The sequence below is a fragment of the Vagococcus fluvialis bH819 genome (assembly GCF_900163795.1).
In the GTDB taxonomy this organism is placed as follows: Bacteria; Bacillota; Bacilli; order Lactobacillales; family Vagococcaceae; genus Vagococcus; species Vagococcus fluvialis_A.
Genome location: NZ_FWFD01000015.1, coordinates 435,956 through 460,954, shown reverse-complemented (window position 1 = coordinate 460,954; position 24,999 = coordinate 435,956). Strand labels below are relative to the sequence as shown.

At 34.9% G+C, this 24,999-nt stretch carries 18 protein-coding genes and 3 pseudogenes; 3 read left to right on the top strand and 18 right to left on the bottom strand.

Annotation, left to right across the window (positions count from 1 at the left end):
- Positions 1-32: 32 nt before the first annotated feature.
- From dnaJ to hrcA, 4 genes are all read right to left on the bottom strand, one after another.
- Entirely contained in the window at positions 33-1,205 is a 1,173-nt protein-coding gene (gene dnaJ / locus FM121_RS11725) for a molecular chaperone DnaJ (RefSeq protein WP_086952347.1), read from the bottom strand.
- 138 nt (positions 1,206-1,343) lie between these two features.
- Positions 1,344-3,173 carry a molecular chaperone DnaK gene (dnaK, locus tag FM121_RS11720; protein WP_086952346.1) on the bottom strand — a complete coding sequence of 610 codons (1,830 nt, stop codon included), beginning with the start codon at positions 3,171-3,173 and terminating at the stop codon, positions 1,344-1,346.
- Between the two features lie 28 nt (positions 3,174-3,201).
- On the bottom strand, positions 3,202-3,720 hold the full coding sequence (grpE, locus tag FM121_RS11715) for a nucleotide exchange factor GrpE (RefSeq protein WP_086952345.1): 519 nt from the start codon (positions 3,718-3,720) through the stop codon (positions 3,202-3,204).
- Positions 3,721-3,734: 14 nt separating this feature from the next.
- Positions 3,735-4,781, bottom strand: a complete 1,047-nt coding sequence (gene hrcA, locus FM121_RS11710; RefSeq protein WP_086952344.1) for a heat-inducible transcriptional repressor HrcA — start codon at positions 4,779-4,781, stop codon at positions 3,735-3,737.
- Between the two features lie 274 nt (positions 4,782-5,055).
- Between hrcA and FM121_RS11705 the strand changes: the two genes are divergently transcribed.
- Positions 5,056-6,582, top strand: a complete 1,527-nt coding sequence (locus FM121_RS11705; RefSeq protein ID WP_086952343.1) for a YfcC family protein — start codon at positions 5,056-5,058, stop codon at positions 6,580-6,582.
- Between the two features lie 225 nt (positions 6,583-6,807).
- Here FM121_RS11705 and hemW read toward each other — a convergent pair whose 3' ends face one another.
- From hemW to truB, 3 genes are read right to left on the bottom strand one after another with little or no spacing between them, the layout of a single operon-like run.
- Positions 6,808-7,941 (bottom strand): radical SAM family heme chaperone HemW, encoded by a 1,134-nt coding sequence (gene hemW, locus FM121_RS11700; RefSeq protein ID WP_086952342.1) that lies wholly within the window; start codon positions 7,939-7,941, stop codon positions 6,808-6,810.
- The gene (gene ribF, locus FM121_RS11695; protein WP_086952341.1) at positions 7,941-8,891 is read right to left on the bottom strand and encodes a riboflavin biosynthesis protein RibF; all 951 of its coding nucleotides are present in this window, start codon (positions 8,889-8,891) and stop codon (positions 7,941-7,943) included. The genes hemW and ribF overlap by 1 nt, the downstream gene beginning before the upstream one ends.
- 12 nt (positions 8,892-8,903) lie before the next feature.
- Positions 8,904-9,821 (bottom strand): tRNA pseudouridine(55) synthase TruB, encoded by a 918-nt coding sequence (gene truB, locus FM121_RS11690; RefSeq protein WP_086952340.1) that lies wholly within the window; start codon positions 9,819-9,821, stop codon positions 8,904-8,906.
- A 233-nt stretch (positions 9,822-10,054) separates the two neighbouring features.
- On the opposite strand from truB, the pseudogene FM121_RS11685 reads away from it, so the two are divergent.
- A pseudogene (locus FM121_RS11685) lies at positions 10,055-10,321 on the top strand (ABC transporter permease subunit); the annotation flags it as partial.
- Positions 10,322-10,360: 39 nt separating this feature from the next.
- On the opposite strand, the gene FM121_RS11680 reads toward FM121_RS11685, so the two are convergent.
- The 9 genes and pseudogenes from FM121_RS11680 to rimP all read right to left on the bottom strand — a co-directional run bounded on the left by FM121_RS11680 (position 10,361) and on the right by rimP (position 17,790).
- A complete protein-coding gene (locus FM121_RS11680; protein ID WP_373385081.1) occupies positions 10,361-11,374 on the bottom strand; it encodes a M42 family metallopeptidase in 1,014 nt (337 codons plus the stop codon).
- Positions 11,375-11,470: 96 nt separating this feature from the next.
- Positions 11,471-12,427, bottom strand: coding sequence for a Gfo/Idh/MocA family protein (locus FM121_RS11675; protein ID WP_179203865.1), 957 nt, complete (start codon positions 12,425-12,427; stop codon positions 11,471-11,473).
- Positions 12,428-12,848: 421 nt separating this feature from the next.
- Positions 12,849-13,202, bottom strand: coding sequence for a 30S ribosome-binding factor RbfA (gene rbfA, locus FM121_RS11670; protein WP_086952337.1), 354 nt, complete (start codon positions 13,200-13,202; stop codon positions 12,849-12,851).
- A gap of 23 nt (positions 13,203-13,225) precedes the next feature.
- Positions 13,226-15,097 (bottom strand): annotated as a pseudogene (infB, locus tag FM121_RS11665) (translation initiation factor IF-2); the annotation flags it as partial.
- A gap of 365 nt (positions 15,098-15,462) precedes the next feature.
- A pseudogene (locus FM121_RS14775) lies at positions 15,463-15,571 on the bottom strand (translation initiation factor IF-2 N-terminal domain-containing protein); the annotation flags it as partial.
- Between the two features lie 11 nt (positions 15,572-15,582).
- Positions 15,583-15,891, bottom strand: coding sequence for a YlxQ-related RNA-binding protein (locus FM121_RS11660; protein WP_086952335.1), 309 nt, complete (start codon positions 15,889-15,891; stop codon positions 15,583-15,585).
- Complete coding sequence (rnpM, locus tag FM121_RS11655; RefSeq protein WP_086952334.1) at positions 15,881-16,180, bottom strand: RNase P modulator RnpM; 300 nt, start codon at positions 16,178-16,180, stop codon at positions 15,881-15,883. Before rnpM ends, FM121_RS11660 begins: the two co-directional genes overlap by 11 nt.
- 19 nt (positions 16,181-16,199) lie before the next feature.
- Positions 16,200-17,294, bottom strand: coding sequence for a transcription termination factor NusA (gene nusA / locus FM121_RS11650; protein WP_086952333.1), 1,095 nt, complete (start codon positions 17,292-17,294; stop codon positions 16,200-16,202).
- Positions 17,295-17,316: 22 nt separating this feature from the next.
- A complete protein-coding gene (rimP, locus tag FM121_RS11645) occupies positions 17,317-17,790 on the bottom strand; it encodes a ribosome maturation factor RimP (protein WP_086952332.1) in 474 nt (157 codons plus the stop codon).
- Positions 17,791-18,009: 219 nt separating this feature from the next.
- On the opposite strand from rimP, the gene FM121_RS11640 reads away from it, so the two are divergent.
- On the top strand, positions 18,010-18,834 hold the full coding sequence (locus FM121_RS11640) for a metallophosphoesterase (RefSeq protein ID WP_086952331.1): 825 nt from the start codon (positions 18,010-18,012) through the stop codon (positions 18,832-18,834).
- A 47-nt stretch (positions 18,835-18,881) separates the two neighbouring features.
- Here FM121_RS11640 and FM121_RS11635 read toward each other — a convergent pair whose 3' ends face one another.
- Positions 18,882-23,216 carry a PolC-type DNA polymerase III gene (locus FM121_RS11635; RefSeq protein ID WP_086952330.1) on the bottom strand — a complete coding sequence of 1,445 codons (4,335 nt, stop codon included), beginning with the start codon at positions 23,214-23,216 and terminating at the stop codon, positions 18,882-18,884.
- 75 nt (positions 23,217-23,291) lie between these two features.
- A complete protein-coding gene (locus tag FM121_RS11630; protein ID WP_086952329.1) occupies positions 23,292-24,992 on the bottom strand; it encodes a proline--tRNA ligase in 1,701 nt (566 codons plus the stop codon).
- Between the last annotated feature and the right edge of the window lie 7 nt (positions 24,993-24,999).

The window sequence follows — 24,999 nt, the reverse complement described above, 5'->3', positions numbered from 1 at the left end:
AGAAGACACGAATGTCATTCTCTTCTTTTTTATTATTTACGCTTCTTTTTGTTTCCTGATGAGAAGGCGTCTTTCATTTTATCGAAAAAACCTTCCTCTTGTTCCACCACCGCTTTATCTCCACTGGCTACTGAAAACTCGCGCAATAATTTTTTTTGTTCTTCATTTAGATCAGTTGGTGTTTCAATAACCACTGTTACACGTTGATCGCCATTTCCAGCACCACGTAACTTAGGTACACCTTTACCTTTTAATCTAAAAGAAGTACCAGTTTGTGTTCCCGCTGGTATTTTTAACTTCACTCTACCATGAACAGTTGGAACTTCAATTTCATCGCCTAATGCCGCTTGAGCAAATGTAATCTTCTCAGTATAGAAAATTTCAGAACCTTCACGTTCAAAAATCGGACTATCTTCCACTTTGAAGACAACATAAAGATCACCATAAGGACCACCATTAGCTCCAGCTTCACCCTGACCTGCAAGTCGCATTTGTTGACCATCTTCAACTCCTGCTGGAACATTAACTTTAACAGAATGAGATTTAACAATTCTTCCAGCACCATGACATGTTGCACATTTATCTTTAATCGTTTGCCCAGTTCCTTGACATTGGTCACAGGCTTGACGACTCATCATACGACCAAGTGGCGTTTGACGTTCCACGTTGATCGTTCCCGCTCCTTGACATTTGCTACATGTTTCAGGTTGTGTCCCTGGTTTAGCACCTGAACCGTTACATGTTGTACAATCGTCTTCTCGGTTATAACGAATGCTCTTTTCTAAGCCAAAAATAGCTTCATTAAAACTTAAATCTAATGTATATTGTAAATCTGATCCTTGTCTTGGTGCATTCGGATTAGAGCTTCTACCGCCTCCACCACCAAAGAACGATTCAAATATATCTTCGAAACCACCGAAACTTCCGCCTCCGCCAAAATCACCAAAGCCACCACCAAAGCCGCCAGCTCCAAAATTAGGATCTGTACTTGCATGACCATATTGATCATATGCTGCTCTTTTTTGAGAGTCACTTAAGACCTCAAAAGCTTCTGATAGCTCTTTAAACTTATCTTCTGCATCAGGTTCTTTGTTAATATCTGGATGGAATTTTTTTGACAATTTACGATAGGCTTTTTTTAATTCATCATCTGTGGCTGTTTTCTCAACACCTAAGACTTCATAATAATCTCTTTTTGCCATAATTACGTAACCCCCATCTTCTCTCTACTTATAGAATCTTTTAAATCATAACACAAAATAGGCTTTATCGGTACCTTATTTTATTATGATAAGAAAAAGCCAAAAGCGCAACGCTTTGGCTTTTTCTTCTTTACTATTTAATTATTTTTTGTCATCATTGATTTCTTCAAAATCTGCATCTACCACATCATCAGCACCACCAGCTGCTGCTTCTGGGTTTTCTTCTTGTGCTTGCTGAGCTGCTTGTTCATATAATTTAACAGTTAAAGCTTGAACGATTTCGTTTAATTCATCGCGTTTAGCTTTCATATCTTCTAAATTATTTGCTTCAACAGCAGCTTTTAAGTCGTCGCGTGCTACTTCTGCTTTTTTAACTTCTTCAGCATCCACTTTACCTTCTAATTCTCCCAATGTTTTATCAACTGAGAACAATAAAGCGTCAATATCATTTCTTAAATCTACTTCTTCTTTACGTTGGTTATCTGCTTCCGCATTTGCTTCTGCGTCTTTCACCATTTTTTCGATTTCTTCATCTGTTAAACCTGAAGAAGATTTAATGGTAATAGTTTGTTCTTTTTGAGTCCCTAAATCTTTGGCACTTACGTTAACGATACCGTTTTTATCGATATCAAATGTTACTTCAATTTGAGGGATTCCACGTGGTGCTGCAGGAATATCAGTTAATTGGAAACGACCTAATGTTTTGTTATCAGTTGCCATTGGGCGTTCACCTTGTAATACATGAATATCTACAGCTGGTTGGTTATCAGCAGCTGTTGAGAACACTTGTGATTTACTTGTTGGAATTGTTGTATTACGATCAATTAATTTAGTAAAGACTGATCCCATTGTTTCGATACCTAATGATAATGGTGTCACGTCTAATAATACAACGTCTTTCACATCACCAGTGATAACACCACCTTGAATTGCAGCACCCATTGCTACTACTTCATCAGGGTTAACTGATTTATTTGGTTCTTTACTTGTTTCTTTACGAACTGCTTCAACAACAGCAGGAATACGTGTAGATCCACCAACTAAGATAACTTCGTCAATTTCAGAAATTGAGATACCTGCATCTTTGATAGCTTGACGCACTGGAATCTTAGTTCTATCAACTAAGTCAGATGTTAATTCATCAAATTTAGCACGAGTTAAGTTTAATTCTAAGTGAAGAGGTCCAGCTTCTCCAGCAGTAATAAATGGTAGGCTGATTTGAGTACTTGTTACACCTGATAAATCTTTTTTAGCTTTTTCAGCAGCATCTTTCAAACGTTGTACAGCCATTTTATCTTTAGATAAGTCAATACCATTTTCTTTTTTAAACTCTGCTACCAAGTGGTCAATGATTTTTTCATCAAAATCATCTCCACCTAAATTATTATCTCCAGCAGTTGATAATACATCAAACACGCCATCACCTAATTCAAGGATTGACACGTCAAACGTACCACCACCAAGGTCAAATACTAAAACTTTTTCTTCTTTGTCTGTTTTATCCAAACCGTAAGCTAAAGCTGCTGCAGTAGGCTCGTTAACAATACGTTCTACTTCTAAACCAGCAATTTTACCAGCGTCTTTTGTTGCTTGACGTTGCGCATCATTAAAGTATGCAGGAACAGTGATAACTGCTTTTTCTACTTTTTCACCTAAGTAATCTTCAGCAAACCCTTTTAAGTATTGTAGAATCATTGCTGAGATTTCTTGAGGTGTATAAGTTTTACCTTCTACTTCTTCTTTAAAGCCAACTTCACCAATATGGCGTTTGATAGATGCGATAGTATTTGGGTTAGTTACTGCTTGACGTTTAGCAACTTCACCGACTTGAATTTCACCATTTTTAAACGAAACAACTGATGGTGTTGTTCTATTTCCTTCTGGATTTGCGATAATTTTCGCTTCTCCACCTTCTAATACTGATACTGCAGAGTTTGTAGTTCCTAAGTCAATTCCGATAATTTTACTCATATTAAAAATCTCCCTTAATTTTTATTTTTTATTGTGCAACAATAACCATTGTTGGTCTTAAAACACGGTCATGTAAAATATAACCTTTTTGTAATACTTGAATGACTTCATCTGATTTTTGCTCTTCAGATGCTGGTAATGTTTGAACCGCTTGATGTTTATTAGGGTCAAATGTTTCACCTAGTGCTTGGATTTCTTCTACGTTTGCTTCTTTCAACGCGTGAATAATTCCTTCTCTCACCATCTCAATCCCTTTTTTCATACTCTCGTCTTGAGTTTCAATTTCAAGAGCACGATCCAGGTTATCTAATGAATTAAGTAATCCTGTTGCCAAGTTTTGTGCACGATACTTCGCAGCATCCTCACGTTCTTTGTTATTGCGATTACGCATATTAACAATCTCAGCTTGGGCACGTAGGAACTTATCCTCCATGTCACTTAATTCTTGCTTTAATGTTTCTTCAACTGAAATTTCTTCCGTTACTTCAGTAGATGTTTCTTCTTTTGCAAGTTCTTCGATTTCTTCATTGTTTTTCAAATCATCCATCTCCTTTCAAATGCTTAATTTCTAATAGAATTATCTAAGCTTCGGTAATAAGAATCCAAGTGGCCTGATAATTCATCTGTAAAGACATTAACTAAGCCTAATAGTTTTGAATAGGACATACTGGTTGGTCCTAAAAGAGCAATCACACCTTTACCATGTTGTGGTACTTCATAAGAAGCCGTGATTAAACTCATATTTAAAAGTAATTCATTTTCGATCTCGTTACCAATTCTGATATCAATTCCAGGTGTATCTGGTAATAACAATTCGGTTAACTGATCTGAATCACTAATTAACGAATAAATGGATTTAAATTCTGAAACGTCCGTTAACATGCCAGAATCAAGTAAATTCATACCGCCACTAATGTAAACTTGGTCGTCAAACGCTTGATTAAATACTTCTTCGAACAAATAAAGAACATTTGTTGCGTTCGAGAAATACTTTTGAAGTACTAGCGGTATCTCTGTTCTTAGTTTATGATATACCGTTAACAAGTTTTCTCCAACCAAACGATCATTAATAATTCGCGTCATTTTCTCAATATCTTCTGAGCTGATTGTTTCTGGAATTGAGAAAACCTGACTTTCTACATATCCTTGATCCGTTACGATAATCGCAATTAATTGGTTTCGATTTAATGGAACAATTCGAAAACCTGTCAATTTTCGTTCTTTAACTTCTGGGCCAAGAGAAAATGCCGTATAACTAGTTAAATCAGATAAGATATTAGCAGATTGTTCGATAATTTCATTCGTCGCATTATATCTTCTATCTAATAACTGACGAATTTTAACAACCTCTGCCTGTGCAATCTCAGCAGGCTGCATAAGATGATCCACATAATAGCGATATCCTTTTATAGAAGGAACTCGCCCTGAAGATGAATGCGTTTTTTGAATAAGCTCTAGTTCCTCTAATTTCACTAAATCGTTCCTGATTGTTGCAGAACTGGCTTTTATCCCCTCGTTCATTAAGGTTTTAGAACCTACTGGAATACCAGTTTCTGTATAAATTTTTACCAGTAAATGCAAAATATTGAGTTGTCTATCACTTAACATTATCATCACCTTCTTTTTTATTAGCACTCTTATTTGCGAAGTGCTAATTACATTTACTAATATAACAAGGAACAATTTTATTGTCAACAATAAACTATTATTTTTTTAGCACTCTTTGTTAACGAGTGCTAAAATATGTTTTATGAGAGTAATCCTTAAATTTATATTCATATATTAAGCATTTTCACATATATTTTTAAACATATTTTCCTTATTCACTATTCAAGTAGTTAAATCCTTTATAATGAAAACATAATTATTAGGAGGTTATACTATGGAAAAGGAAAAGAAAAAATTTAGTTTTCCCAGCGCTTATACAGTTATTTTACTTGTTTTGTTTTTAGTTATGATTTTGACCTATTTTATTCCAGCTGGGAAATATGCTACATTAAGTTACAATATGGAAAAAAAAGAGTTCAGTTTAGTCCAACCTACAGGAGAAACTTCTGTTGAACCTGGAACACAGAAAACATTAGACAAATACGAGATTAAAACAAATCTTGATAAATTCAAAGATGGTTCTGTTTATAAACCAGTCGCTATTCCAGGTTCATATAAAGAACTTGAAAGAGAGAATAAAGGAGCTTTTGGTGCGTTAAAAGAATTTTTAAATGCACCTATTCAAGGTTTGGAAGAAAGTATCAGTATTATTACTTTTGTTTTGATTTTAGGTGGTATTATTGGGATTATTAATAAAACAGGTGCTTTTGCAGCTGGAATGAACTCCTTATCTAAAAAACTAAAAGGACGAGAAAAATGGTTAATCATTTTAACCATGACATTGATCTCACTTGGTGGAACTACTTTTGGTTTAGCTGAGGAAACAATTGCCTTCTATCCAATTTTAGTCCCTATTTTTATTGCAGCAGGCTATGATGCCCTCGTTGCTATTGCAACTATTTATTTAGGAAGTTGTATTGGAACACTCGGTTCTACGGTCAACCCCTTCTCGATTGTTATTGCCAGTAATACTGCAGGCGTAACTTTTACTGATGGTATGGGATTACGGATTGCGATGCTTGTAATTGGAACAGTAATGTGTATTGTTTATACCGTCCATTATGCTGAAAAAGTTAGAAAAAATCCTGAACTTTCCTTAATTTACGATCAAAAAGAAGAGTTAGAACATAAATTTTTGAAAAATGATTTTGAAAATGAAGCACCTATTTTTGATTTAAGAAAAAAATCAATGCTTCTAATATTTGCCCTTGGCTTTATGGTTATGGTTTATGGTGTAAAAGAACTTAATTGGATGTTTGTTGAAATTTCTTCATTATTCTTATTAATTGTCTTCATTCTTGCTATCATTTCCGGACTAAACGAAAAAACATTCGTTAACGAATTTGTAACTGGAGCAAGTGATCTTCTTAGCGTTGCACTCGTTATTGCTTTAGCTCGTGGAGTTACCATTATTATGGAAAATGCTATGATTAGCGACACGTTGATGTACCATTTAAGTAACAGTGTTTCTAACATGAATGGACCTGTCTTTACAACAGTTCTTTACTTCATTTACATTCTACTTGGTTTCTTTATTCCTTCATCATCAGGTTTAGCAGTTCTTTCTATGCCAGTTATGGCTCCTTTAGCTGATGTAGTGAATATTGACCGTGCTTTAGTTATTGATGCTTACAACTGGGGACAAGGAATTATTTCATTTATCGCACCAACAGGATTAGTTCTTGCCTCTCTTGCAATGGTTGATATTACCTTTGATAAATGGGTAAAATTTGTCATGAAATTAATGGTAGCCATTGCGCTCGTTTCAATTATTCTATTAGCAATCGGCGTTTATTTATAAAAACAGCGTGATGAAAAAGGCGGTTAACTCCAAGCAACTGGAAGAACAAAAAAATAATCCCGCTTTTTGGATTAATTTTTAGTTGTGAAGTTGTCGTAGGAGTTGCCTTTTGAATCCAGACTAAAAACAGCGTGATGAAAAAGGCGGTTAACTCCAAGCACACCTGGAGGAACAAAAAAGGGACTGTTGTGTAAGTTTTCATACTTACGCAACAGTCCCTTTATTCTATTTTAATAAAAATTCTTTAAAGACTTCATTTCCTAAAATTAAGCCTCTATCCGTTAGAGCCAGACGATCGCCTTCTTTAAAAAGCATCTCATCTTTAATTAATTTAGTAATCGTTTCACCATAAACACTATCCAAAGAAGATTCAAATTTATTTTCAAATTGCTGGATTGAAATTCCTTCAATTTTACGAAGACCTAAAAACATTTGTTCTTCCATTTGATTCTCTTTAGTTAAAGTATCAATAGTAATTGTTGGTAATTTATCTTCTCTTAAAGGTCCTAAGTAATGTTGAATCGGACCATGATTTTTATAGCGGACATTGCCTAAATAACCACTCGCTCCTGCTCCCAAGCCATAATAATGCTCATTATTCCAATAAACAAGATTGTGTCGACTTTCCATACCAGGTTTGGAAAAATTACTAACCTCATACTGATTTCTACCTGCTTTTGTCATTTTATCAATGGCCATCTCAAACATATCACCTTCTGTATCAATACCTGGTAAATGCAAGCGTCCTTGTCTTGCCCAATTGTAAAACATGGTTTTATTCTCTAAGATTAAAGAATACATTGAATAATGAGGTAAATCTAAGGATAATGCTTTATTTAATGTATCTTCAAAATTCTCCAAAGTTTGATTGGGTAACGCAAAAATCAAATCAATACTTACATTTCTAAAATCAGCAATATCAAAAATTTTCATGGTATCATAGACATCTTGCACCGAATGTTTACGACCAATTTTCTTCAATAAACGATCATCAAAAGATTGCACTCCCATTGATAAGCGATTGACCCCATAATTTTGTAGAACTTGTAACTTCTCTAAAGTTAAGTCACCAGGATTAGCTTCAACAGTAAATTCATTTTTATCATCAAAAGGTAGTTCTTCTCTCACACCTTTCAACAAAGCATCTAACTGCTTGGCTGATAAAGATGTGGGTGTTCCTCCGCCAATATAGATTGTTTCTGTGTCATCAGAAGGATATTTTTCTTTTGTTAGCCTGATTTCTTTAATCAGCGCTTGGATATATTCGTCCACTGGTTGCCCTTCAAGAAAAACTTTGTTGAAATCACAGTAAAAACAAATATGCTCACAAAATGGAATATGAATATAAGCTGAAGTCATTACGACTCACCTTGTGTTGAAAAGTATGCTCTAGTATCTGCTTCATCTTGATTTAATTGTTTTACTAAACCTTCTACTCCATCAAACTTCATTTCTTTACGTAAATAATGACACCACTGAACGGACACTTGTTCTCCGTAAATATCTTCATTGAAATCTAAAATATTCACTTCAATTGTCATTGGGCGATTTTTCTCAAAGGTAATATTGTAACCGATTTGCGCCATACCGTTGTACCAGGTATTTGCAACCTTGATTTTAACTGCATAAACGCCACCTACTGGGAGTAACGAATGATGTGGTACTTTAATATTGGCTGTAGGAAAACCTAATGTTCTACCACGTTTATCCCCGTGCATTACCATGCCTGATAATTCATAAGGATAACCTAGGAACTTATTGGCTGCTTCCATATCACCAATAGCCATCATCTTGCGAATATTAGTCGAACTAATTTTATCTTCACCTTGTTTTTGCTTTGGTACTTCAATGACTTCAAATCGTCCATCAGCATATTTAGGCAATTGAACCATACTCGCAACATCTGCTTTACCATACGTATAATCAAAACCAGCCACTGCTACTTTAGCATGTAACCCAACAATATATTGATCCACAAAATCTTGAGGTTTTAAACCAGCAAAAGATGAGGTGAATTCAATTACATAGAGAATATCTACTCCAATTGATTCCATACGTTTTATTTTTTGTTCGATTGTTGTAATATATTTCATCGTTTTATGATCTACTTTTTGAAAAACAACAGACGGATGGTGATTAAATGTCATAACTGCTAATTGACAGCCTTTTTCTTTAGCCTCTTTTTTAGCTGTTTCAATCACTTTTTGATGACCTAAATGAACTCCGTCAAAAAAGCCTAGAACTAAGATAACTTCTTCATTTGGAATTTGTGATTCTTTATATGGATGATGTATTTCTATTACTTGCATTTATTTTCCCCTTTAATCGTTGCGTAAAACTTTAATTGGTTTTAACAACCCACTTTTTGTTGGATGCTTCCCATAAATACTAACAATTTTTTCTTGATAAAACAAAGCAATTGGCTCATTAACGTCTAAATTATCAAAAAAATTACTCTCTACAACTGAACCATTCTTAATTATTCCATACATTTCTTCGGTTAGATTAACCTGAACAAAATCCTCAACAGCTCTTTCGATTGGGTATAGAAACTTATCTTGTCGTTCTAAATCCATTAAAAGGGCAATTTCTTCCATAGTAAAGCACTCTTCTTTGGTGAATCCACCGCTCTTAATTCTAGTTAAATCTGACATATGTGCGGCATAACCTAATTTCTTACCTGTATCAACTGCTAAAGTTCTAACATAAGTACCTTTTCCACAATCCACATCAAAACGCCATTTTTGTTGTTGAGTCCCCGCATCAAAAACAGGTTCAGTCGTCCGATTGTATGAATAAATCATGGCTTTTCTTTCTGGACGCTCAACAGTCTCCCCATTCCTAGCATAGTCATATAAACGTCGGCCATTAACTTTGACAGCCGAATACATTGGTGGAATTTGAGTGATTTCCCCCGTCATCTCTTTCATTATCTTGTCGATTTCTTCGACTGAAACTTCTGCCAAAACTGGGGTTATTTCTACAACTTCACCACTAACATCTTCTGTTTCTGTGGAAAATCCTAATGTTACTTCCCCCATATATATTTTATTTGAATCTTGAATGTACTCTATTACTTTGGTTCCCTTACCAACACAAATTGGTAAAACTCCATCTACATCAGGATCTAAGGTTCCACTATGCCCGACTTTTTTAGTTTTCAATATTTTTCTTAATTTAAATACGCAATCATGACTTGTCATACCACGAGGCTTCCAAACAGGAATTATTCCTTCCATTTATATACACTCCTATTCCTTAAATATACTTTGACATTATACCATATTTTGATAAGTAACATTTAGACTCTTTAAATAGTTATAAAACAATTTTGTTTACTAAAAAGAATCTACAATCGTATCAAATCAAGGATTCACAGATTAAAATTTTAATCCAAGTGAATTTTAATCAAAATAATATCTGTTACTTATTTTATTGCCTATAATCATTAGGGATACAAAAAATAGTTATTAAAGACATGAAAGATATTATTTTTCCTCAAGCATTAAGAATTGCGATTCCTTCACTTGGAAATGTGGCAAGGGATATCGTTAAAGGTTCTTCTCTAGCTGCAATGACTACAGTACTAGACATTTTCCAAAAAGCTAAAATTGTTGGTGGATGTGAGTTTGATTATATGACCATGTATGTTTTAGTCGCACTCATTTATTGGGGAATTTGTTTGGTGATTGGATGGGTACAGAAGAGATCGGAAAAACGGTTTAAATATTTGATGTGAAAAAACCTACTTCTCAATATTTGAGAAGTAGGTTTTTTGTTATCCCAACGGTTTCACTAAATCCGCTAATTTTTCTTTTGTTAACTCTTTCAATAAAGTCACCACTAACTTTTTAGCTGCTTCATAATCATGATAATCAACATAACAATGATGAGTATGAGCGTATCTAACAGGAATTCCCACCACAATCGCAGGTGCTCCGTTGTAACGATTAAAGGATGCGCCATTCGTACCACCACCACTTCTCACTGATACTTGAAGCGGGATATTGTGTTTATTAGCTAAATCAATGACATAATTTTGGAATTCAGGATTCGTAATCATAGACACATCGAAATAGCGTAACATCGGACCTTCACCCAAAGCTGATTGAATCATGTAATCTTCAGAGGAAGTATCATCTGCTGGGCAACCTTCAAAAACAATCGCTAAGTCAGCTTCAACTTTTTTTGCCGCTACTTCAGCGCCGCGTAAACCAACTTCTTCTTGCGCAGTTAAGGTACTGACTAATTCAAAAGGTAACTTCTCTTCTTTTACTTCATCCAAAACATCCATCATACAGGCTACACCAATCCGGCAGTCAAAGCCTTTACCTATAAATAAATTTGTCACTTCATTGTATTCGCAAACAACATCAGGAATTACAGGACACCCCATTCTAATTGAAAAACGCTCTTCCGCATCCTCCTTAGATTTTGCCCCAATATCAATTGATAGAGAAGCATTACTAAGTCCCTTGGCACGTTCCTCTTCTGACATAAAATGAGGTGGTTTACTCGTAACTATTCCCTGAATGTACTCACCTTTAGTATTTTTAACTTTAACTTTTTGAGCTGCAATATTACTCGGAACCCAGCCACCTAAAGTTAAAAATTGGAGTAGACCGTTTGGCTTAATCGCTTGCACAATAAAGCCCACTTCATCACTATGAGCGTCTAGTTGAACTCTTAGTTTAGATGAATCTTTAGTCGCTGCATTTAAATATAAATTCTTAATCCCATCTGTATCAGTCTCACCAAGTGTATCCCACTGATTTCTAACATACTTCACCACATCATCTTCAAAGCCTGAGACACCATAAAGGTTTGATAAACTAATAATATTCTCAATTGCTTATACTTTTTTCATACTTAACACCCTATCCCTTTTTTAGTTAATTCCCCAAGAAGCACGCATCTCGTCCATTAATGAAATCACGTGTTCGGTTACTTCTCTTATATCAATTCCTTCAACTTTACCAACAGCATAGTCATTTAATAAATCCATCTCGTAAGTGAAGACGTCTCTTCCATTACCTAGATTAACAACTTTGGTTTGACCATCATTGTAAAAAATTGTTCCCTCTTCCGCTCGAGGGAAGTCGTCAATTTTCAAAAAACCTTTGTCACCTGTTAAGACAACTTGTTTAGGCATCTTGCCTCTAAAGGAAATCATGACACTTGCTTGAACACCCTTTGGAGTCTTAAGTAGTGTCATAGATTTTTCATCCACACCAGTGGGCGCAAGTTCCACATCACTTGTTACAAAGTTCAAATCTGTTCCAAGTAAATAAACTGCCGCAGATAACGCATATGTTCCAATATCAAATAAGGCTCCTCCGCCTAGCTCTTTGGAGAAAAAACGATTAGTTGGATCATACTCTTTACAACTTCCAAAAATCACACTAGCATTACTGATTTCACCAAGGTTATCGGCTGCGATTAATTTCTTAACTTCATGATACATTGGCATATAAAATAAAGTCACTGCTTCTAATAAAACTAAATTTTTAGATTTAGCTAAGTCAAATAACTCTTTGACTTGGACTCCAGATAATACCATGACTTTCTCACATAGAACATGCTTACCTGCTTCCAAAGCTTGTTTAGCGTAATGATAATGTGTTTGGTTGGGTGTTCCAATATAAACACACTCTAACTCAGTATTATCTAAAAAATTTGCATAATCCGTTGTATAGTTTGTCACGTCATTTTCTTCCGCAAAAGGGATTAGTGATGTTTCACGATGATTAAACATCGAAACGATTTCATATTTATTTTTGTCAAGTTGTGCGACAAATTGTTTTGCGATATCTCCCGTTCCCACAATACCTATTTTTTTTATCAAATAAATCCCTCCTTATTATTTATACATTCTATCACACTAGATATTTATTTTGAGTAATTTTTGCTTAAAAACAAAAAAGAGACTGACTAGTGTCAATCTCTTATAGTATTAGTGGATAAGCTATCAAAAATCGATACTCCAGTTACTTGGAGTTAAACGATTTTTGATTCACCCTATGTAATCCGGAAGAAAAAATCTGCTCCTTCGGTAACTTCACTAAACTCAATCAATCCAAAGAGCGGATTGTTTGAGCTTAGCTCCAGTTACTCAGAGCAAAACGATTTTTTATTCACTCTTTGTAGTCTGGATTCAAAAGGCAACTCCTGCGACAACTTCAAAAATAAAAATTAATTCAAAAACACGAATTATTTTTTATTTTCTCCAGTTGCTTAGAGCTGAACGCCTTTTTCTTCACTCTGCTTTAATACTCTTTTTTATTCAAATTTCTTAGTAAATCATCAATATGATTACCATATGCCACTGAACTATCTCTTTCGAAAATTAGTTCTGGTGTTTTATATATTTGTAGACGATGTCCGATTTCTCGACGAACAAGTCCGCTTGCATTTTCTAATCCTTGTTGCACTTTTTGCATCTCAGAAGCTTTATCTCCTAAAGAACTATAATAAATGGTTGCTTGTTGAAGGTCACCAGTTACACGCACTTCAGTAATTGTCACGTTTTCAATACGTGGATCTCTTACTTTTTTTTGTAAGATATCATTAACTTCTCTTAAGATTTCTTGTGCTACTCGGCGATCACGATAATTTGCCATCGTTAACACTCCTCTTAATTACTTTATTTTCTTTTAACTTCTTCCATGACGAACCCTTCAATGATATCGTCAACTTTAATATCATTGTATTTTTCAAGGGTCGCTCCACATTCGAAGCCTAGTTTCACTTCTTTGGCATCATCTTTAAAACGTTTCAAGCTAGCTAATTCACCTTCATGAATAACAATGCCATCTCTAATTAAACGAACGCCACTTTCACGGCGAATGAAACCTTCTGTTACGTAACAACCAGCAATGATACCAATTTTAGATACAGAATATGTTTCACGAATAACCATTTGACCCGTAATTTTCTCAACAAATTCAGGATCAAGCATCCCTTGCATTGCAGTTTCGATTTCTTCAATTACTTTGTAGATAATACGGTGTAAACGAATATCAACACTTTCTTGCTCTGCTTGAGTTCTTGCTTGAATTGTTGGTCTTACGTTAAACCCAACAACAATTGCATTACTTGCTGAAGCTAAAGTAACATCACTTTCATTAATCGCACCTACTGCAGAATGGACGATTTTAACACGTACACCTTCAACATCAATTTTATTTAAACTTGCTGCTAACGCTTCAGCAGAACCTTGAACGTCCGCTTTAATAATCACGTTAACTTCTTTCATTTCGCCATCTTTAAGACTTTCAAACAAGTTGTCAAGGGTTACACGTGAACTCATAGAACGTTGCTCTAATAAAGCGCGTTTCGCTCTTTCTTCACCCGCCGAACGAGCTGTTTTTTCATCCTCAAACGTTACAAAACGATCACCAGCTTGTGGCACATCATTAAGTCCTGTGATTTCAACTGGTGTTGCTGGTCCAGCTTCTTTATCACGACGACCAATATCATTAGTCATCACACGAACACGACCATGTGTATTACCAACTACAATTGGATCTCCTACGCGTAAAGTACCTTGTTGAACTAATAACGTCACGATAGGTCCTTTACTCTTATCTAAACGAGCTTCAATAACAGTACCAATCGCACGTTGTGTTGGATCAGCTTCTAAGTCTTCAACTTCTGAAACAAGCAATACCATTTCTAATAATTCTTCAATATTATCACCAAATTTAGCAGAAATTGGTACAAAGATAGTGTCTCCACCCCATGCTTCAGGAACTAGGCCATGTTCACTTAATTCTTGCATTACACGATCTGGGTTTGCATCTGGTTTATCAATTTTGTTAACTGCCACAATAATTGGTACCTCAGCAGCTTTTGCATGATTAATCGCTTCAACTGTTTGAGGCATTACACCATCATCAGCTGCTACAACTAAGATTGTGATATCTGTAATACTAGCTCCACGTGCACGCATACTTGTAAAGGCAGCATGTCCTGGTGTATCTAAGAAAGTAATTGTTTTACCATTGGCTTCTACTTGATAAGCACCAATATGTTGTGTAATTCCCCCAGCTTCGCCTAAAGAAACTTTTGTATGTCTTAAAGTATCTAATAACGTTGTTTTACCATGATCCACATGTCCCATGATTGTCACAACTGGTGGTCTGTTAACTAATTTTTCTTCATTAACTGCTTCTACTTCGAAGAATTTATCAATATCAGCCACATCTTCTTGAATTTTTTCTTCTGGTGTAATACCGTAATCAGCTGCTAAAATTTCAATTGTATCTTTATCTAAAGGTTGATTTTGGTTAACCATTACACCTAATAAGAATAATTTTTTGATAATTTCTGCTGGTTCACGATAAATTTTCTTAGCGATATCAGCTACGTTCATGCCTTCAGTATAAGTTAAGACTTCCGGTAATTCTTTAAATTTACGAGCTGGTCCTGCTGGTTTAGTACTTGGTTGGTACTTACCTTTTTTACCTTTACGGTTGTTCTTTTTGTAACGATTGTTTGGATTATTATACCCACCTTGACTACGACCCTGTGGTTTATTTCCACCTTTGTAACCACCTGCATTTCCCTGTGGTTTATTTTGATTAGAGGCTGGTTGTGTTTGATTAGTCCCAGTACTTGGTTTATTAGTGCTTGTTGGTTTAGTTCCACTCGGTTTGTTAGTACTTGTATTTTGTTGTGGTTTATTAGCAGTGTTATTGCTTCGATTTTGTTGCCCTGGTTTATTCACGCGACTTTCCTTACTTTTCGCTTTATTTTCTACTTGTGTAGAACGCGATGCTTCTTTCGAAACATTTTCTTTTTTTACTACTGTTTTTTCTTCTACTTGCGTATTTTTTTTCATTGTTTGTTTTAACTTAGTTATATCAGAATCAGTGAGTGTACTCATATGATTTTTTACATCAATCCCCATGGAATGAGCTTTATCTACTATATTTTTACTCGACAAATCTAATTCTTTTGCAAGTTCATATACACGTTTTTTACTCATTAAATCACTTCCTATTCATCTTTCAATAATTCACGCATTTTCTTTGAAAAACCATTATCACAAACACCAATAATCGTTCGACTTTTACCTATCGCATGACTTATTTCAGCTTTTGTACAAGTAACAATAATAGGTGTTTGATAATACTCACATTTGTCAGTCATCTTTTTTATTGTTCCTTCACTAGCATCTGTAGCAACAATGACTAAACGAACATTATTTTTACGGATAGCTTTAACTGTTGTATCGTCTCCAGAAACTAATTTACCAGCCTTAGTAGCTAATCCTAGAAGGTTTAGAAATTTATCTTTATTTGTCATTAGCGAACAACTCTCTTCTTGCTTTTTGGTGAGTTACATAATCTAATAACTCTTGATAAAAATCATCAGTTAAATTAGTTTCTAAAACACGGTCTAGTATTTTTTTGTTCCAACTTAACTGAACGACTTCAGGCTCAATAGAGAGGTACGCACCTCTTCCAGATAATTTTCCTGTAGGATCAATTGATATTTCTCCCTCTTTAGAACGAACGATTCTTAACATTTCTTTTTTAGGTTTCATCTCATTTGAAACGACACATTTTCTCATCGGAATTTTTCTTTGTTTCATCTATTTTCGCCTCCCCTTCTTAATCTTCAGAATTAACATCCACTTCTTCAGTAATTTCTTCAACCATTTCCTCAGAAATTTTTTCCATCTCTGATTCTGGTTTAATATCAATTTTAAAACCTGTTAATTTAGCTGCTAAACGAGCATTTTGTCCACGTTTACCAATCGCTAATGATAATTGGAAGTCTGGTACAACAACTGTGCAGGCACGTTGAGTTGCATCAAAAATAACATCCACAACTTGTGCTGGGTTTAGAGCATTAGAAATGAAAACAGCTGGGTCTTCATCCCACTCTACAATATCCATATTTTCGCCTTTTAATTCATTAACAATCGATTGAACACGTTGTCCTTTTGGCCCAACACATGTCCCAACTGGATCAATGTCTTTATTTTCAGCTTTAACAGCTACTTTCGCACGATCGCCAGCTTCACGGGCTATACTTACGATTTCTACTTCACCATCATATACTTCTGGTATTTCTTGTTCAAACAAACGTTTTAATAAATCTGGATGACTACGAGAAACATAGACTTGTGGCCCTTTAGATGTATTTTCAACTTTATGAATATATACTTTAATACGGTCATGTGGTTGATACACTTCATTTGGAATTTGGTCATGTTTGGATAAAACTGCTTCAATCTTACCTAGGTTAACATAGATATAACGATTATCTTGTCTTTCAACAATCCCTTGCATAATTTCATTTTCATATGCACTAAATTCATTATAAATAATTGAACGTTCAGCTTCTCTCACACGTTGTAGAATAACTTGTTTGGCTGTTTGAGCAGCAATCCGACCAAAATCTTTTGGAGTAACTTCAAAACGAATCATATCTCCTATTTCATAAGCTGGATTGACTTTTTGCGCTTCCTCTAAACTTACTTCTAATTGTGAATCCATCACTTCTTCAGTCACTTCTTTTACTGAATAAATATGAACGTCACCTTTTTTTTCATCAAATTCTACTTCAACATTCTGAGCTTGACCATAATGACGTTTGTAAGCAGAAATCATTGCTGCTTCTAACGCCTCAATTACGATAGCTTTTGAAATGCCTTTTTCGCGTTCAAGAGCGTCTAATGCGCCTAACATTTCTTTGTTCATGAGTCTTTCTTAACCTCCGTTATTAAAATTCGATTGCCAATCTAGCTTTGGCTATATTTTTACGTTCAAATGTCATTGTTTTTCTTTGAGTTTTAACTTTAACTGTTAATGTTAATTCATTTTGGTCAAATGATTCTAAAAAGCCTTGATATTGTTTCTCTCCATCAACTGCTTGATAAAATGACACATTAATATACTCACCAATAGCATTTGTATAATCTTCTTCTTTCTTTAAAGGGCGCTCTGCTCCTGGAGAAGAGACTTCTAAAAAATATGCTTGAGGAATTGGGTCTGGTTCAATCATATCTAGTTTTTCACCTAATTTTTCACTGATAATAGCACATTCATTAATATCAATGCCACCTTCTTTATCAATAAAAACTCGTAAAAACCAATTTCTTCCTTCTTTTACATACTCAATATCAACCAATTCGAATGATAAGTCATCTACAATAGGACTAACCAAGTCTGTCACGATATCAACAACGTTCGCCAATTAATATTCGCCTCCTTTAAAGTTTTAAGAATTTCATCAAAAAGAGTGAGCGTTATACACGCTCACTCCCTCAAAATATCTTACACACTAATTCTATCATGTTTTCCATTAAAAAACAAACAAGAAAAATCTGGATCCTTAAGCTTTCATTAAGCCTGTTATTTTTAAAGCTTTCTTAACTTTTTTTTGCTAAAGTATATTCTTATACGAGGTGAGAAAATGAAACTAATAAAAACATTATCCATCGCCAGTTTACTTCTTGGTGGGGCTTTACTTGCAGAAGGATATCGTGAAAACAGACAATTAGATAAAGAGTTCTTCACAGTAAAAAGTACTAAACTAAATAAAAATAGTGACAAAATCAGGATAGCTCACTTATCAGATACTCAATTCCCTAGATTAAAAATACCTAAAAGTAAAATACTAAATACTTTAACTAATGAAGCTCCTGATATCATTTTATTTACAGGAGATACTATTGATCGAACAGAAAATATTGAAACAACAGAACTCTCTCTCTTTTTAAATAAATTGACAAAAATAGCGCCAACATTTGTCATCAGTGGGAATCATGAAGTGACCAATGATGGTTATAGTAAATGGCTTGATATCGTCACCAATAGCCATGCCGTGTATTTAAATAATGAAGTAACAAAAATTAAAATTAGAGATAACGAGTTCAACGTTGTCGGTATTTCAAACGGGAATACTACTCTATCGGCTATGGAAAAAGAAAAGATAAATCCTAATTTAGAAACTTTTGTTTTAGCACATCATCCAGAAAAAATTCAAGAATATATTTCTGATATTAATCAATCTTCAATTAACGTATTCAGTGGTCATGCTCACGGAGGGCAAGTAATTTTACCTGGAGTCGGTGGTTTATTTTCACCTGATCAAGGTTTTTTACCCGATTATACCAACGGTCACTACCAGATTGATAAGAATAATTTATTTGTTAGTCGCGGGCTAGCTAATAGCTCTTTTCCAGTGAGACTGAATAACTACCCACATCTTTTATTTATAGATATAGAGGGTAAGTAAATAACCTGTGCCTTAGTTTTTTGAACTTATGGCACAGGTTATTATTTTTACAACATATCAAACAATGACAATTGATTTTCATCTGGCAAGTCTTTCAACACACCATTTTCCGTCATATACTCAATTAAAGTTTTAGATACTTTTCCACGGTTGGCTAAATCCTCTTTTGACAGAAATTTACTTTCTTCACGTGCGATTACCATTTGTTTGGCTACGTTGGCACCCAAACTTGGTACTGCACGAAGTGGCGCAATTAAGGTATCCCCATCTATCACAAAATTTTCAGCATCAGATTTATATAAATCAATCATGTTAAATTTAAAGCCGCGTTCGAGCATCTCATTAGCAAGTTCAAGAACTGTTAATAAATTTTTCTCTTTTGTTGTAGCTTCCATTCCTTTATCCATAATTTCTTTTATACGAGCCTTTGTTGCCTCTTTCCCTTGAGACATCGCGACAATATCAAAATCATCTGCTCGCACACTAAAATACGCTGCGTAATAAAGAATAGGATAGTGAACTTTAAAGTAAGCTACTCGAAGCGCCATTAAAACATAGGCTGCTGCATGGGCTTTAGGAAACATATATTTAATTTTCAAACAAGAGTCAATGTACCATTCAGGAACATTATTCGTTCTCATTTCTGCTTGCCAATCATCTGGAATACCTTTTCCCTTACGCACACTCTCCATAATTTTAAAGGCAATACCATCCTCAAGACCTGCATGCATTAAATAAACCATAATATCATCACGACAACCAATAACTTTCGATAGGGTCGCTTCACCCCGCTTGATTAACTCATCCGCATTACCTAACCAAACATCCGTACCATGAGATAGACCAGATATTTGAAGCAACTCTGAAAAAGTTGTCGGGTTTGTTTGCTCCAGCATACCTCGAACAAATTTAGTCCCAAACTCAGGAATACCTAGTGTTCCTGTTTTAGAGAAGATTGCTGCTGGTTCAACGCCTAGAACTTGCGGTCCCGAAAATATTTTCATTACTTCAGGATCATCTGTCGGAATCGTTTTTGGGTCAATTCCTGATAAATCCTGTAACATCCTAATAACAGTCGGATCATCGTGCCCTAGGATATCTAATTTTAGAACGTTATCGTGAATCGAGTGGAAATCAAAGTGAGTCGTGCGCCATTCAGCATTTTGATCATCTGCTGGGTATTGAATTGGCGTAAAATCATAAACATCCATGTAATCAGGAATAACAATAATTCCTCCTGGATGCTGACCTGTTGTTCGCTTAACACCTGTTGAACCTTTTGCTAAACGGTCGATTTCTGCTGCTCTGAAATTATAATTATTGTCTCGTTCATATCCTTTAACAAAACCATATGCTGTTTTATCAGCTACTGTACCGATTGTTCCCGCTTTGTAAACATACTTATCACCAAATAATACTTTCGTATAATTATGAGCAGTAGCTTGATAGACTCCTGAAAAGTTCAAATCTATATCGGGTACCTTGTCTCCGTGGAATCCTAAGAAAGTTTCAAAAGGAATATCATGACCATCCTTAAACAATCTAACGCCACATTTTGGACATTCTTTTTCCGGTAAATCAAAACCTGAGCCGTAAGAACCGTCTTCAAAAAATTCAGAGTACTGACACTTAGGACACCTGTAATGTGGAGGTAATGGATTTACCTCTGTGATACCAGTCATCGTTGCTACAAAACTTGAACCAACAGAACCACGAGAACCTACTAAATAGCCATCTTGCAAACTTTTATGAACTAGTTTTTGAGAAATCAAGTAAATAACTGAGAAACCATTACCATTAATACTCTTCAATTCTTTCTCAATTCGCTTCACCACAATTTCAGGTAATTCTTCTCCGTAGAGACGATGAGCTTCAGTATAACTTAGATTGGTAATCTCATCCTCAGATCCTTCTATTTTAGGTGTATATAAATCTTGCTTAACAGGAATAACTTTTTCACACATATCAGCAATTAATTTTGTATTATCAACTACAATTTTTTGTGCTATATCTTTACCTAAGAAAGAAAATTCTGCTAGCATTTCATTGGTCGTTCTAAATTGAACTTTAGGTAATGAATACCGATTAAGAGGATTGGCTCCCCCCATAGAATTAACTAATATTTTACGATAAATACTGTCTTCTTCGTTAATATAGTGAACATTTCCTGTCGCTACAACCGGTTTACCTAAATCATCCCCTATTTTCACTAAATTTTGGATAATATCTTCCATGTCTTCATTATTTTTTACAAGTTCCGCTTCAATTAACGATGCATAAACAGGCTTTGGCATAATTTCAATATAATCATAAAATTTGGCACGTTTTTTTGCCTCATCTACACCTTTTTGCATCATTGCTTCGAAAATTTCACCATTACTACATGCTGATCCAATTAAAAGCCCTTCTCTTAGTTGTGATAATTGAGAACGTGGAATCCTTGGTACGCGGTAAAAATAATCCACATTAGACATTGAGATTAACTTAAATAAATTTTTCAAGCCTGCTTGTGTTTGAGCTAAGATTGTTGCATGGAATGGACGCGCTCTTTTATATGCATCTCCTTCCCCAATATGTTGATTTAGTTCATTGTGATAATCAACATTAAAGTCTTCTTTAGCTTTTTTGATAAAAATCCAACACAGATGACCAGTTGCTTCAGAGTCATAAACAGCTCGGTGATGCTGTTCTAAATTAATTTTGTACTTCTTAGATAATGTATTTAAACGATGCGACTTCATATCTGGATGGAGTAGTCTGGATAGTTCCAATGTATCAATTACTGGATTTGGCGCTTCTGGCATATCATATTTTTCATAACTTGTATTCAAGAACCCCATATCAAAGCTGGCATTGTGGGCAACTAAAATACTATCCCCACAAAATTCTTTAAACAAGGTTAGAACTTCTTTTTCAGATTTTGAGCCTCTCACCATCTCATCTGTAATCCCCGTCAGGTTAGTTGTAGTTTGTGATAAAGGATGGCCTGGATCAATAAATTCTTCAAAGGAATCAATCACATTCCCTTTATGCATCCTTACACCAGCAAGCTCAATAATTGTGTTATAAACTGCTGAAAGTCCTGTTGTCTCTACGTCAAAAACCACATACGTTTCATCTGATAATAAACGATGTTCAGGATTGTATGCGATGGGTACACCATCATCCACAACGTTAGCTTCAATCCCAAAGAGTATCTTTACTCCTTTAGCTTCTCCAGCATGATAGGCATCTGGGAAAGCTTGTGCACCTGCATGGTCAGTAATTGCCATCGCAGGCATTCCCCATGCTGCTGCTTGTGCCACTAAAGCTGTTGCCCCGCTTGTTGCATCCATTGTGCTCATATTCGTATGAGTATGTAACTCAACGCGCTTATTATTCTCTGATTCAGTATCAACTCTTGGTGCATGCTTAACTTCTATTAAATCTTGACAGTTCATCACTAAGTCTCGCATGAATGTATCCTCTTGAATACTACCTCGAGCTTTAAGCCATGACCCTTCTTTAATCGCTTCAAAAACTGCAACATCTTTATCATTATTGGAGAATTTTTTCACTGAAAATGAGGACGTATAGTCTGTCATTTTAATAATTAAAATTTTCCTACCTGATCGTAAATCCCTGACTTCTTTTGAGAACACATATCCTTCTAAAGTCACACGACGTTCTTCTTCTAAAATATTTTCCATAGGTGTGATTGGCTCATCAGCGGGAATAGAACGTCCTAACTGAATAGGTCCAGACAATGGAGCTACTTCAGATTTTTGTTTTTGCTGTTGTTCATTTTTTACAATAGCATCAGCAGCTTGTTTCATTAATTGAGCAGTTTGTTCTTCCTGACGTTTATCAAAAGCTTGCTTAATTTCTTCTGCTTTTAATTCATCCATTTTGGGTTGGAAATTAAACTTGGGAAAACCAAATTTTTGATAACTTTCAATAATGAAGTTACCATATTGTTGCTTGATGTAATCTATCATTCCCTCATTTTCAACTAATAGAGTCACAAACTGTTCTTCTATAAAGGGTGCTTGCTTAGTTAACCTTTGTTTAACAACTGGTGTTACAAAGTTATCATCTTTTAATACCTCTAACCAGTAGTCTTGAAGTAATTGATCACTAAATTTAGTATCTGTAACTGAAATATTTATTTTAACATCCGCAATTGTTTGGAAGGCTATTTTTAATTTATTAAAAAAATCTTGGTACTCTGTAAAAGGTAAAATATTTGAAAATACTAGATGAAACTCCCAGATGCGACTTTTCTTATGAACCGTCACTTCTTTAATTTCACCCGTTTCTAAAACCGTTGATTCACTTTGAGATAGATCCATCTCAATTTGGTTTAGTAATTGGACAAATAATTCTTTTGAATCCATACTCATAATCTTACCTCACTTTCAACCACATTTTGCACGAAAAAGGACCTTAGCAAAAGATCTGCCAAGGAACCCTTTGTTTTATTTATTTAAAATACTTAATGTATCATGTAATTCATCACGTCTGATTTCTAACATCTCATCTGTGCGTTTAATCTTCACTTCAACAATACCTTCTTCAGCTTTTTTACCCACTGTAATTCTAAATGGTGCTCCTACTAAATCCGCATCTTTAAACTTGACACCTGGACGCTCTTTACGATCATCCAGTAAGCAGTCAATTCCACGAGACTCCATCTCTTTTTCGATATCTAAAGCTAAATTCCACTGCATATCATCTTTTGGATTAATTGGAATAATATGGACATCAAACGGAGCTGTTCCTTTCGGCCAATTAATACCATTTTCATCTGCGTTTTGTTCAGCGATTGCAGCCAATAAACGACTCACACCAATTCCGTAGCTTCCCATTTGAACTGGAATTTCACGACCATTTTCATCTAAAACATTGGCTTCCATTTTTTCACTATAGAATGTGCCAAGTTTGAAAATGTGACCTAACTCAATCCCTTTAGCAAATTTTAAGTTACCTTGACCATCTGGGGAAGGCTCTCCTTCTTTTGCTAAAATTAAATCAGTGTACGATTCTGGCTCAAAATCACGGCCTGGCGTTACATTAATAATATGCGCATCATTTTCATTTGCACCAACACCAACATTGGTCATATCCTGAACGTATAAATCAGCTATTAATTTAATTTTATCAGATAAACCAATCGGTCCTAATGAACCAAAGTTAGCTCCCAAGTATTTAATTGCATCTTCTTCTGTAGCAGGTTCTACAAAATCAGCACCTAAGAAATTTTTTAATTTCACATCATTTAATTCATGATCACCACGAATTAAAACCATAACAGGTTCTTCATCAGCCATAAAGAATAATGATTTAATTGTTTTAACTGCATCCACTTTAATGAAATCACATAATTCTTGAATTGTTTTAATATCTGGTGTAGAAATTTTTTCAATTTCAAGTAAGCTTTCATGAGATTTTTTACCTGTATATAAGGCTGTTGCCATTTCCAAGTTAGCTGAATAATCGCTGCTGTCTGAATAGACAATCGTGTCTTCTCCAATAGCAGAAACTGCCATAAATTCTTTAGAGTCGCTACTTCCCATTGCACCACCATCACCAATAATAACACGGAAATCTAAGCCACATCTTTCAAATATTTTTGTATAGGCAACTTCAAAATCTTTAAATCCTTCATCTAAACTTTCAGTCGTTGCATGGAACGAATAAGCATCTTTCATAATAAACTCACGACCTCTTAATAAGCCAAAACGAGGACGTTTTTCATCACGATACTTCGGTTGTATTTGATATAAATACATAGGTAATCTTTTATATGAAGAGACATCATTTCTGATAAGATCAGTAAATGTTTCTTCATGAGTTGGTCCTAAAATAAAATCTTTGCTATTTGAATCTTTTAATTTTAATAGTGCATCTCCATATGTACTATAACGACCAGATTCTTTCCAGAGCTCCGCTGGAATAACCGCTGGAAGTAACATTTCATTTGCATTAATTGCTTCAAATTCTTCACGCATGATATTTTCTAGTTTTTTTATCACACGATAAGCAAGTGGTAAATAAGCGTAATAACCACTTGATACTTGACGAATGTAGCCTCCACGTAATAACATTTTATGACTGATTGCCTCAGCATCACTTGGTACTTCACGTAATGTTGGCATAAAGAATTTTGACTGTTTCATTTTTAAA

Excerpts from the sequence above, each read along its gene's own strand:
- grpE (WP_086952345.1), bottom strand. The coding sequence starts at position 3,720 with ATGGATGATTTGAAAAACAATGAAGAAATCGAAGAACTTGCAAAAGAA.
- ribF (WP_086952341.1), bottom strand. The coding sequence starts at position 8,891 with ATGCAAGTAATAGAAATACATCATCCATATAAAGAATCACAAATTCCA.
- rnpM (WP_086952334.1), bottom strand. The coding sequence starts at position 16,180 with ATGAAACAAAGAAAAATTCCGATGAGAAAATGTGTCGTTTCAAATGAG.
- dnaK (WP_086952346.1), bottom strand. The coding sequence starts at position 3,173 with ATGAGTAAAATTATCGGAATTGACTTAGGAACTACAAACTCTGCAGTA.
- FM121_RS11635 (WP_086952330.1), bottom strand. The coding sequence starts at position 23,216 with ATGAGTATGGATTCAAAAGAATTATTTGTCCAATTACTAAACCAAATT.
- FM121_RS11660 (WP_086952335.1), bottom strand. The coding sequence starts at position 15,891 with ATGACAAATAAAGATAAATTTCTAAACCTTCTAGGATTAGCTACTAAG.
- FM121_RS11630 (WP_086952329.1), bottom strand. The coding sequence starts at position 24,992 with ATGAAACAGTCAAAATTCTTTATGCCAACATTACGTGAAGTACCAAGT.
- hemW (WP_086952342.1), bottom strand. The coding sequence starts at position 7,941 with ATGACTTCAGCTTATATTCATATTCCATTTTGTGAGCATATTTGTTTT.
- FM121_RS11640 (WP_086952331.1), top strand. The coding sequence starts at position 18,010 with ATGAAACTAATAAAAACATTATCCATCGCCAGTTTACTTCTTGGTGGG.
- truB (WP_086952340.1), bottom strand. The coding sequence starts at position 9,821 with ATGGAAGGAATAATTCCTGTTTGGAAGCCTCGTGGTATGACAAGTCAT.
- rbfA (WP_086952337.1), bottom strand. The coding sequence starts at position 13,202 with ATGGCAAATTATCGTGATCGCCGAGTAGCACAAGAAATCTTAAGAGAA.
- hrcA (WP_086952344.1), bottom strand. The coding sequence starts at position 4,781 with ATGTTAAGTGATAGACAACTCAATATTTTGCATTTACTGGTAAAAATT.
- FM121_RS11705 (WP_086952343.1), top strand. The coding sequence starts at position 5,056 with ATGGAAAAGGAAAAGAAAAAATTTAGTTTTCCCAGCGCTTATACAGTT.
- nusA (WP_086952333.1), bottom strand. The coding sequence starts at position 17,294 with ATGAACAAAGAAATGTTAGGCGCATTAGACGCTCTTGAACGCGAAAAA.